Raw genomic sequence first — 11,078 nt, 5'->3', positions numbered from 1 at the left:
AAAAGCGGGCGACCCTGCCACACCGGCAGAGCCGCCCGCCTTGTCGTTCGCCCCGGGCGTACAGGTTGCCGGCGAACGAGTGCGGGAGCGCTTGCCGAGGAGAGAAAACCACAGGCTGACAGGCGCCGGCGGGGCGAGGAGGCGAGCCATTTGCCCTCGCAGTCATTTTGAGGATGGTGAAACCCATTACAAAACCGTAAAAACATTTTGGATGACATAAATAAGAATTTGCCGGAAGGTAAAATTTTGTTGACGGGCGGTACAAAAAGTGGTAATGTTAGTCAGAAATCCGGTTCGGCCTTTATTGTTAACAGGATATTTCCTGCTGCCGGTGCCGTGCGATCTCTACCTTATGAGGCGGTGTTTCGCCGCCCGGCAAATGGGTTCCGGGCCGATGGAAAATCGGTTATCGGGGGATAATTGAACGCTGAATATCGGAGATGGCGCGATGAAAGTCGGATTGATTGGCCTCGGTGGCATGGGCAGCGTACACAACAGCTGCCTGAAGGCCCTGTCTGAGGCGGCGGACGTCGAGGTAACGGCACTTGCGGATGTGCGGGACGAGTATCTGACCAGGGCCGCGGCGCTGTGGCCGGATGCGGCCCGTTACGAGACGGGTATGGAACTGCTGGATGGGGCGGATGTGGAGCTGGTGCACATCTGCCTGCCCAGTAATCTGCATGCCTCCCACGCGGTGCGTGCCATGCAAAAGGGCATGAACGTAATGCTGGAGAAGCCGGCTTGCCTAACGGAGGAAGAATGCCGTCTGCTTTTGAAAACGCAGAGGGAAACCGGCGCGAAGGTGATGGTGGGGCAGGTGCTGCGCAGCTTTCGCGAGTATCAGTACCTGAAGGAGGCCCATGAAGACGGGCGATTCGGCCTTCTCCAATCCGTCATGATGCAGCGGGTCAGCGGAGAGGTGACCTGGGGTTTTGACGACTGGTTTCACGATGTGGCGCGCAGTGGTTCGGTGGTGCTGGACCTGCACATCCACGACCTGGATTTCCTGCGCCATATGCTGGGGGAGCCGGACAGCGTACAGGTAGTGGAAGCTACCCGGTTCCACGGCGACGTGGTCAACCACATCGTTACCGCCTACCGCTTCGGCTCTGTCCGGGCGGTTGCGCAGGGGCACTGGGACGCATCCCCCGCGCTGCCGTTCCGCGCCGGCTTCCGAGCTTGCTTTGAACAGGCGACGGTCGTTTTTGACAGCAAGGCGGAGCCGTCCATGACCATCTACGGCCGTGACGGCACCGTGACCACGCCGGAACTGGGGCCGGAAGCCCTCCGCGCCGAGAAGGAACAGGGGCTGAACATCGAGGCCCGCGGTCCCTATTTTGAGGAAATCCGCTATTTTATCGACAGCCTTCAGAAGGGAACGCCCAACGAGCGCGCCACGCTGAGCGAAGGAGTCGAAAGCGTTCGACTGGCGCTGAAAGAGTACGCAATGGCGCTGGAAGCCAGTGTGGATTAGGCTGTCTTTTCGGCTGCGCTTCCTGGCCGGGCCCTCCGCCTGGCACATCGGCCGGTACGTTGAAACCTGGACGGCCTTCGCCTTCCCGACGCTGATCCGCAATACCCCGTACCCGGACGCGGTCGTCGTGCTGGACGCGCCGGCCACCTGGAATGACGCATCACCAATTAACTGATCGTCGGCGGCAAGGAGACGGCGTCGTACCTGCCCGCCGCGCATGTCGGTTCCCGCCCGGGGCGATGAGCACCCTCAAACAACATATGAATGGAGGCTTTTCTATGGGTATTGGCGTCACGCTTCGATTGGATAGGGATGTGGACGCGCAGTTCGCCGGGCTTCGGGAGCTGGGCATGGACAACTGCCAGCTCGTTTGCTGGGATGAGGCGAGCATGAACGATGAGATGGCTCGGGAGGTCAAACGCGCCGCGCAGGCGCGGGGGGTTCGCGTGTCGGCGTTTTGGTGCGGCTGGCCCGGCCCCGTCACCTGGGACTTCTACGAAGGGCAGCTTACGCTGGGGCTGGTGCCCGCCGCCTACCGCGACCGGCGCACCGAGACCCTATTGAAGGGCTCAGACTTTGCCCAAAAACTGGGCGTGCGCCTATTGGTGACCCATGCGGGCTTTCTGCCGGAGAACCCCTATGCGCCCGAGTATCAGGGGGTACTCACGGCGTTGCGCGCCGTCGCTGCGCGCTGCGCGCGGAACGGACAATGCTTTTTGTTTGAGACCGGGCAGGAGACGCCGGTGACCCTGTGCCGCGTGATCGAGGACTTGGGCATGGACAACTTGGGCGTCAACCTGGACCCGGCAAACCTGCTGATGTATGGCACGGCCAACCCCTGTGACGCGCTGGGCCTGCTCGGCAAGTATGTGATGGGCGTACATTGCAAGGACGGCGTATACCCCACGGACGGCCGCACGCTGGGCGAGGAGAAGGCCTTGGGCGAAGGCGCGGTGGACTTTCCCAAGCTGATCGGGCTGTTAAAGGCGATGGGCTATTCGGGAGACTATACCATCGAGCGGGAGATTTCCGGTGAGGAGCAAAAGCGAGACATCCTGAAGGCAAAAGCGCTTTTGGAGCGCCTGATCTGACGGGCTTTATACCAATCTCAGCCATGAGCGCATCTATAAAGCCGCGTCTTTCCCTGCGCCACATCATACGGTACCGAACGCCGGGCGGCGCTAAGGGTTCCGCCCTGGCGTAGCCTGTGCCTTCAGGCGACGCCAGGGCGGCAAATCCACTCGCCTGATGAACGTATAAATGGTTTCGGCGGGTATCGGGGCGCGTCCGAGAGGGTATGGATTGCCACGCGCTTCCCGCTTTTCCGCCTTCGTTCAACTCGCCCGCATCATGATCCGGCTCGCCTGATAGGCATCCCCAATACGTTCCCGAACGCGCCCGAATGCGATGCCTGAACCAGCGCGGAAGTGCGAAGGTCTCGGATCTCTCAAGGGATCTGTTTTTCAGTGCGTCCACGGCGCGACGGGGCTGGGCGCAAGTGCGGCAGGAAATGCAGCCGGACGGGCGGATGGTTACATGGGAGGTCGCGAAATTCGCACGGATGTTACGGAAGATTTGAGAAAACTGTAACGGCCCCGCGCGAACAGAGAGGGGGTTATATGAGACTAACCGCCCGACGAGCGGGCATATGTATCATTTATACCGACGCATAATGTTAAATATTTCAAGTATATTTCAATTTGATATCAAAGAGGCAGGAAAAATTGCGCGGATGTCGTATATTCTCTATAATATAGAAACTGAGGAAGGACATTCTTCACATGCAATGCAATCAAATTGAAATGAGCGGGCGTCCGCGGACGCCGGTGGGAGGCGCGATGGTCGGCATGGGTCGGAAACGCTTGTGGGTTACCATGGCGCTTACGCTGCTGATCGCAATGTGGTCGCAGGCGGCTTTGGCGCAGACCTTACAAATGGGCGACAAAGGCCATCCGGTGCGCGTGCTGCAGGTCGCATTGCGCATGCACGGTTATCCGGTCGATACGCCGAGCGAACCTTACCTATTTGATGCTAAGACGAAGGCCGCCGTCAAAAAGTTCCAGGCCGCCAGCGGCATCGCCGCGAGCGAGGCCGCCGCCAGCGGCGTAGCCGACGATTTCATTCAAGACCGCGTGAAGCGCTCCGACGCCGTGACCTACGCGCAGTATGTGGACATGATCCACGTAAAGGGCGGCGCGGGCGAAGAGGTGCTTGCGACCAAGAAGTCCCTCAAGAAGCTCGGGTACCTGACCGGGACGCTGACGAACCAGTACGACCAGGCCACCGAGACCGCGGTCAGTTGTTTCCAGCGCGCCAACGGCCTCTACGACAGCGGCAATGCCGACCGGGCGACGCGCGAGGTGCTAAGCAGCGACCGCGCCGTCTCCATGCGCGACTACCAGCAGGCCGCGGGCCTGTCGGTGGTGCGCAAGGGCGACAACGGCGAGCAGGTGCGGATGGTGCAGAACCAGCTCTCGGGCCTGGGCTACTACGACGGCAACGTGAACGGCAGCTACAACGCGCAGGTTGTGGCCTCGGTCAAGCTGTTCCAGACGGCGAACGGCCTGACCGCGTCGGGCGTGGCCGACCTGACCACGCGCGAGGTGCTCAATTCCGGCCGCGGCAAGGACTTTAACACCTACACCGGCGAGCAGAAGCTTGTCAGGGTGGCCAAGGGCGACAGCGGCTACGCGGTTCAACTGCTGCAGAGCCGGCTCAAGGAGCTGTATTACTACCCGGGCAAGGTCAGCGGCAAGTATGACGCGGCCACCGAGGGCGCGGTCCGGGTATTCCAGCAGGGCAACCGCCTGTCGCAGACCGGCGTGGCCGACCTGGCTACGCGCAAGGCCATGAACGCGGAAAGCGCGATCGACCGGGTGCGCTCGGTCGGCCTGCTGCCGCGCGACAACCTCGAAGCGGTCCGGGAGATGACCGAGCGCCTGCGTTCGCTCGGGTACCTGCCCAGCGCCACGACCAAGTACTCATCCGCGGTCGCGGCCGCGGTTCGGGTGTTCCAGAAGGCCAACGGCCTGCCGGTGACCGGCAACGCCGACCCCAAGACGCTCACCGAAATGAACGAGGCCGACGCGGTCAGTTACGACGAGTACAAGTACGGCACCGGCAACGCGAAGATCGAGCGGATGATTAAGATCGCCTACCAGCAATTGGGCAAGCCCTACCGGACGGGCAGCGCCTGCAAGGTGCCTCAGTCGTTTGACTGCTCGCGCTACACCAAGTACGTCTTCGGTCAGGTGGGCGTAAAGCTGTCGGGCGAGGTGGCGGCGCAGGGCAACGGCTCGGCCGGCAAGTGGGGCGCGGTCAAGGACATGGGTGACCTCAGGCGCGGCGACCTGCTATTCTTCGACACCCAGCCGGGCAAGAAGCCCATCGGCCACTCGGCCATCTTCCTGGGCAGAAACGCCAAGAACATGCCCCAGTTCATCCACGCCTCCTCGGCCGCCGGCAAGGTGGTGGTGAGCGACTTGAGCGACTGGTACCGCGAGCGGTTCCTGTTCGGCGTCCGGGTGTTCAAATGAGCGAGCGACCCAGTCACCATGATGCGGAGCCCCGTGCGGGCTCCGCTTTTGCGCGCCCCGGCGAGCGGGTGGACGATTTGCAGCGGGACGGCATGACGATTTTGCAGCGCCCGGACGCCTTCCGCTTCGGCACCGACGCGGTGCTGCTCGCCGACTTCGCGCCGCTGCGTCCGCGCGACCGGGTGGCCGACCTCGGGACGGGCACGGGGGTTTTGTGCCTGCTGATGGCTGCGCGGGAGCGGACGAGCGAATTTGACGCGATCGAACTGCAGGATGATATGGCGGACATGGCGCGGCGCAGCGTGGCGATGAACGGCCTTACCGAGCGCATCCGCGTATACGCGCTCGACATGCGGCTGGCGGCCCGGACGCTCGGATACTCGGGGCATACGCTGGTGGTGTGCAACCCGCCCTACAGCCCGGCGGGCACGGCGCTTCCGAGCGCGGACGAGTCCATCCGGCGCTCGCGCCACGCCGAGCTGCCGATCGAGGATGTGGCGTTGAGCGGCGCGCAGTTGCTCAAGAACGGCGGCCGAATGGCGCTTATCTACCCGGCGGCGCGCGCGCTCGAGCTGATGCGCGCGCTGGAAGGCGCGCGCCTGGCCCCCAAGCGGATCCGGATCGTACAGGACAGGCCGGGCGCCAAGCCCAAGCTGATCCTGCTCGACGCCGTCAAGGGCGGCAGATCGATGCTGCACTGGCTGCCCCCGCTGATCCTGCGGGACGAGGACGGCCGCTTCAGCTTGGAGTGGCACCGCATCTACGATGCGTAGAGCGTTGTTTTGCCCGGTTGCGCTTGACGAACGCGCGAAAATGGGGATAATAAGAAACGTGGCGAGCATGCGCCGCGTTTTATGATGGGAGGGGCCTATGCCGCACGTCATCCAGGGAGTGGAGCCGGGCAGCATCGCCGATCAGCTGGGCATTGCGCCGGGCGACGTGCTGCATACGATCAATGACCGGCACCCCGTCGATCTGATCGACTATCAGGCGTTTTGCTGCGAGGAGAAGCTGTCGCTGGTGGTCGAGCGCGCGGGCGAGCGGCGGGTGTTTCGTTTTTTGAAGGACGAATACGAACCGCTGGGGCTGACCTTCGGACAGGCGCTGATGTCCCGCCAGCGCGACTGCGCGAACGAGTGCCTGTTCTGCTTTGTGGATCAGCTGCCCCCCGGCGCGCGCGACACGCTGCGCATCAAGGACGACGACTGGCGCATGAGCCTGATGATGGGCAACTTCGTGACGCTGACCAATGTGTCGGACGCGGAACTTACGCGCATCATCGCGCGCCGCGCGTCGCCACTGTACATATCGGTGCACGCGACCGACCCGGAGCTGCGATCCTACCTGCTGGGCACGCGGCTGGGCGCGAAGCTGATGGATCAGCTAAAAAGGCTGGCAAATGCCGGACTGACCTTCCACGCGCAGGCGGTGCTGTGCCCCGGCATCAACGACGGCGCGGCGCTCGAGCGCACTGTGCGGGAGCTTGCCGAGATGCGTCCGGCCTGCCTGTCGCTGGCGCTGGTGCCGGTGGGGCTGACCGGCCACCGCGAGGGGCTGAGCAAGCTTCGGCGCTTCACGCCCGGCGAGGCGCGCGCCGTAATCGAGCTGGCCGGGCGCCGGCGCGCGGCGTACATGGCGGAGGATGGCGACGCGTTCGTGCATCCGGCCGACGAGTTCTACCTGATCGCAGGGCTCGACTTCCCGGAGGACGCGGCATACGGCGATTATCCGCAGCTGGAAAACGGCGTCGGGCTGTGCCGCCTGTTCGAGCGCGAATACCGGGAGGCGTGGCAGGAGGCCGATTTTTCGGATGTCGTTCCCGCACCGGCCGCTCGCGTCGCGATCGCATGCGGCACCTCGGTCGCGCCCTTTTTGCGGGGTATCCTCGAGGCGCGCCCGGTGCCGGGGGTCGAGGTCCGAGTGTACGCGCTTGAGAACGGCTTCTTCGGCCCGACGATCACCGTGTCGGGGCTGCTGACCGGCGGCGACCTGCTCAGGCAACTCAAGGGGATCGAGGCCGACCGGCTGCTGATCTCGCAGACCATGCTGCGCGAGGGCGGCGACGTGTTTCTGGACGACACCACGCTCCAGGAGATCGAGCAGGCGCTCGGCATTGAAATTCACGCGGTGGCCGGCGGCGAAGGGCTGCTGCACGCGCTAAGTCACTCGCATCCGGCTGGCAGAACTGATTGCGAGTCGGGGCGCACCCGACCGCGCCCGGTGGGCGAGGAAGAAAGGGCGCCAGCCCAATGAGCAAGCGAGCATCCATGCCGGATGGCGTGGGGCGACCATTGCGAATTGAGTGAGGGCAAGCTCGCCCTTTGCTGGAATCCATAGGCACCGGCAAAGCCGGCACCTATGATTGAACATGGAGGGCCGCGGCCCTTCAAACCTCCCGGGGATCCGAACTTATAGGAGGGTGACCATGGCAAGAGGGCTGGTGGCCATCGTGGGCCGCCCCAATGTGGGCAAGTCCACGTTTTTCAACAAGATCGCGGGTCGGCGCATCGCCATCGTGGAGGATACGCCGGGCGTGACGCGCGACCGCGTGTACGCCGACTGCGAGTGGCAAAATCACAAATTCACCTTGATCGACACCGGCGGCATCGACCCGAATTCCACCGATCCGCTGCTCAAGCAGATGCGCATGCAGGCCGAGATCGCGGTCGAGACCTGCGACATGATCCTGTTCTTCGTGGACGGGCGGCAGGGGCTGACCGCCGACGACGAGACGGTGGCCGACATGCTGCGCAAGAGCGGCAAGCCCGTGATGCTGGTGGTCAACAAGATCGACAGCGTGTCGCAGATGAGCGACATCTACGACTTTTATCAGCTGGGCATCGGCGACCCGATCGGCATCTCATCGACCAATATGATGAACTTCGGCGACCTGCTCGAGGCGGTGTGCGAACTGCTGCCCGGGGATGAGGATGAGGACGCCGAGCACGACGCCATCCAGGTGGCGGTGGTGGGCAAGCCCAACGTGGGCAAGAGCTCGCTGGTCAACCGGCTGCTGGGCCAGGAGCGGGTGATGGTCAGCGACATCGCGGGCACCACCCGCGACGCGATCGACACCCGGCTGACCGACGGCGAGGATCAGTTCGTCATCATCGATACCGCCGGCATCCGTAGGAAGCGCGCGATCGAATACCAGTCGCTCGAGCGGTTTTCGGTGGTGCGCGCGCTGGCGGCGATCGACCGCTGCGACGTGGCGCTGCTGGTGATCGACGCCGAGCAGGGCGTGTCGGAGCAGGATTCCAAGATCGCGGGCTACGTCGACGAGCAGGGCAAGGCCGCCGTGATCCTGGTCAACAAGTGGGATGCGGTCGAGAAGCAGACCGGCACGATGGAGGCCTACACCAAGCAGGTGCGCGAGCAGCTGAAGTTCATGAACTACGCGCAGGTGGTCTACATCTCGGCCTTGACCGGGCAGCGCGTGCACCGGGTGCTCGACGCGGTGCGCGCGGCCTACGCGCAGGCATCGCTACGCGTGACCACCGGGCTGCTCAACGACGTGCTGGCCGACGCTCAAAATGCCATGTCGCCGCCCAGCAGCGCCGGTCGCCGGCTCAAGATCTACTACGCCACGCAGCAGGCGGTGTGCCCGCCCACATTTGTGCTCTTCATCAACGACCAGACGCTCATGCACTTTTCCTACGAGCGCTACCTTGAGAACCAGTTCCGCAAGGCCTTCGGGTTTGAGGGCACGCCGGTTCGGTTCATCCTGCGCGAGCGCAAAAAAGAGGACGGAAGATGATGGATTTGAGGATTGCGCTGCCGCTGATCGCGGTGGCCGGCTACCTGATCGGCAACTTCCAGACCGGGCTCGTGGTCAGCCGCATGATGGGCACCGATGTGCGCGCGCACGGCAGCGGCGGCACGGGCGCCACCAATGTGATGCGCACGCTGGGCTGGCTGCCGAGTGCCCTGACGCTGGCGGGCGACATGGTCAAGGGCGCGCTGGCGGCGGGGCTGGGGCTGTGGCTGGGCGGCGTATGGGGCGCGCGGCTGGGCGGGCTGTGCGCGGTGCTGGGCCACAACTGGCCGGCGCTGTTCGGGTTCAGGGGCGGCAAGGGCATCGCCACGACCGGGGGCGTCATCCTGGCATTGAACCCGATCATCGCGCTGTCGCTGATCGCCTGTCAGGCGGCGGTGCTGCTGGTCACCCACATCATGTCGGTGGCCTCGCTGGTCTCGGCGGGGCTGTATGTGGTGCTGACGCTTATGCTGCATTGGGGCGACTGGTGGGCCATCGGCTACGCCGCTCTGCTCGGCGCGCTGGCCTTCTTTTCCCATCGAACGAACATCGACCGCTTGGCCCACAAGCGGGAGAATAAACTGAATTTCAAGGAGATCAACGACATCTCTCGAAAGAAAAAGACATAGAGGAGGCACCCGATATGGCGGAGCAGTACTTGATAGGGCTGGACATCGGCACCTCGGGCGCGAAGTGCATTCTGGTGAACCGGAAGGGCACGGTAGTGGCCTCGGCCACGCGCGAATACCCGCTCGACACGCCGCGCGCCGGTTGGGCCGAGCAGGACCCGGCCGACTGGTGGCGAGCGGTGGCCGAGGGCTGCCGCGCGATTCTCAATAAGGCGCAGGTGCCGACGGAAGCGATCGTCGCGCTCAGCCTGTCGGGGCAAATGCACGGCCTGGTGGCGCTCGACCGGGAGCGCCGGGTGATCCGGCCGTCGATCCTGTGGTGCGACCAGCGCACGCAGAAGCAGTGCGACGCTCTGACCGAGCGGGCGGGCGGGCCGGAGAAGCTGCTGACCTACACCAACAACCAGATGCTGACCGGCTATACCGGGGGCAAGATCCTCTGGCTCAAGGAGGAGGAGAGCGACAACTTCGCGCGCATGGATGTGTTCTGCTGCCCGAAGGACTACATCCGCCTGCTGCTCACGGGCGAGGTGGCGACCGACGTGTCCGACGGCTCGGGGACAGGATTCTTCGACACCAAAAACCGCCGCTGGAGCGACGAGCTGATCGCGCTCGCCGGGCTGGATAAGAGAATCTTTCCGCCCGTGCTGGAATCGACCGCGCTGGCCGGGCGCGTGACAGGGCGCGCCGCGGAGGAGACCGGCCTGCCCGAAGGCCTCAAGGTTTATGCGGGCGGCGGCGACGCGGTGATCCAAACGACCGGCTCGGGCCTGGTCAGGCCGGGCGTGCTGGGCGTGGTGATCGGCACGGCGGGTAATGTGGCGATGGGCTTTACGGGCTTTCATGAAAATCCCGCGGGCAAGCTGCAGATGTTCGCCAACAACGAGCCCGGGCTTTACCACGCGCTGGGCTGTACGCTGGCCGCGGGCAGCGCCTACCGCTGGTTCCGCGACACGCTGTGCGAGCGTCAAATTGAGGCGGCGCGCGCGCAGAGCTTAAGCGCCTACGATTTGATGGGCGAGTCGGCCGAAGCGTCGCGCCCCGGCGCGAACGGGGTGGTGTTCCTGCCCTACCTGGCGGGCGAGCGCTGTCCCTATCCCGACCCGAACGCGCGCGGCGTGTTCTACGGCATGAGCCTGGCGACCTCACGGTGTGATATGACCCGTGCGGTGATGGAGGGCGTCACCTATTCGCTCAGGCAGGTGGCCGAGCTGTTCACGCGCGTCGCGCCCTCTGAGAAGGTGTATTCCTCGGGCGGCGGTTCGGCCTCAAAGCTCTGGCGTCAGATCCAGGCCGACGTGTTCGGCCTGCCGGTTTACACGATGTCCGCCGCCAGCGAGGGCGGCGCCTACGGCGCGGTGCTGGTCGCCGGCGTGGGCGCGGGCGTCTGGAAGGATTTGAATGAGGCGATCTCGGTGCTGAGCGTCGAGACCGAGACGCTGCCCAACGGCGCGAACCGCGCGGCCTATGAGGACGCCTACGGGCTGTATTGCGACCTTTACCCGGCGCTCAAGCCGGTGTTTGACAAGGGCGCGAGGTAAGGCCTCTCCCCGCGTGAGCGGTCATGGGGATTCCAAAGGGGCGAAGTCCCCTTGGCGGGGTCCAGGGGCGGAGTCCCTGGTGTTCCCCCGCAACCCCGCGCCGCCGTATCCGCCCCCAGGCAATCGGAACGGAGCGCCGAG

Annotated in this window: 9 protein-coding genes; all 9 read left to right on the top strand. The window is 64.4% G+C overall.

The annotated features are described in order from the left end of the window. Nucleotides 1-448 precede the first annotated feature (448 nt). The 9 genes from ACH6CV_RS17630 (at nt 449) to xylB (ending at nt 10,937) form a co-directional block, all read left to right on the top strand. Nucleotides 449-1,474: a Gfo/Idh/MocA family protein gene (locus ACH6CV_RS17630; RefSeq protein WP_456359534.1), complete on the top strand. Its 1,026-nt coding sequence runs from the start codon at nt 449-451 to the stop codon at nt 1,472-1,474. Further along, nucleotides 1,464-1,649, top strand: coding sequence for a hypothetical protein (locus ACH6CV_RS17625; protein WP_456359533.1), 186 nt, complete (start codon nt 1,464-1,466; stop codon nt 1,647-1,649). Before ACH6CV_RS17630 ends, ACH6CV_RS17625 begins: the two co-directional genes overlap by 11 nt. Nucleotides 1,650-1,752: 103 nt before the next feature. Then, nucleotides 1,753-2,565: a sugar phosphate isomerase/epimerase family protein gene (locus ACH6CV_RS17620; protein WP_456359532.1), complete on the top strand. Its 813-nt coding sequence runs from the start codon at nt 1,753-1,755 to the stop codon at nt 2,563-2,565. Between the two features lie 756 nt (nt 2,566-3,321). Further along, complete coding sequence (locus ACH6CV_RS17615; RefSeq protein WP_456359531.1) at nt 3,322-5,010, top strand: peptidoglycan-binding protein; 1,689 nt, start codon at nt 3,322-3,324, stop codon at nt 5,008-5,010. Beyond that, on the top strand, nt 5,007-5,783 hold the full coding sequence (locus ACH6CV_RS17610) for a tRNA1(Val) (adenine(37)-N6)-methyltransferase (RefSeq protein WP_456359530.1): 777 nt from the start codon (nt 5,007-5,009) through the stop codon (nt 5,781-5,783). The genes ACH6CV_RS17615 and ACH6CV_RS17610 overlap by 4 nt, the downstream gene beginning before the upstream one ends. A 97-nt stretch (nt 5,784-5,880) precedes the next feature. Further along, entirely contained in the window at nt 5,881-7,263 is a 1,383-nt protein-coding gene (locus ACH6CV_RS17605) for a DUF512 domain-containing protein (protein WP_456359529.1), read from the top strand. A gap of 172 nt (nt 7,264-7,435) precedes the next feature. After that, nucleotides 7,436-8,767 carry a ribosome biogenesis GTPase Der gene (gene der, locus ACH6CV_RS17600; RefSeq protein WP_456359528.1) on the top strand — a complete coding sequence of 444 codons (1,332 nt, stop codon included), beginning with the start codon at nt 7,436-7,438 and terminating at the stop codon, nt 8,765-8,767. Beyond that, entirely contained in the window at nt 8,764-9,396 is a 633-nt protein-coding gene (gene plsY / locus ACH6CV_RS17595; RefSeq protein WP_456359527.1) for a glycerol-3-phosphate 1-O-acyltransferase PlsY, read from the top strand. Before der ends, plsY begins: the two co-directional genes overlap by 4 nt. Before the next feature lie 14 nt (nt 9,397-9,410). Further along, the gene (xylB, locus tag ACH6CV_RS17590; protein ID WP_456359526.1) at nt 9,411-10,937 is read left to right on the top strand and encodes a xylulokinase; all 1,527 of its coding nucleotides are present in this window, start codon (nt 9,411-9,413) and stop codon (nt 10,935-10,937) included. Nucleotides 10,938-11,078 lie beyond the last annotated feature (141 nt).

Origin of the sequence: Anaerozeibacter quisquiliarum, assembly GCF_051162045.1 — a bacterium.
Taxonomy (GTDB): Bacteria; Bacillota; Clostridia; order Christensenellales; family Aristaeellaceae; genus Anaerozeibacter; species Anaerozeibacter quisquiliarum.
Note: the sequence above shows the minus strand (reverse complement) of the source record. Positions and strands in the feature narration are given on the sequence as shown.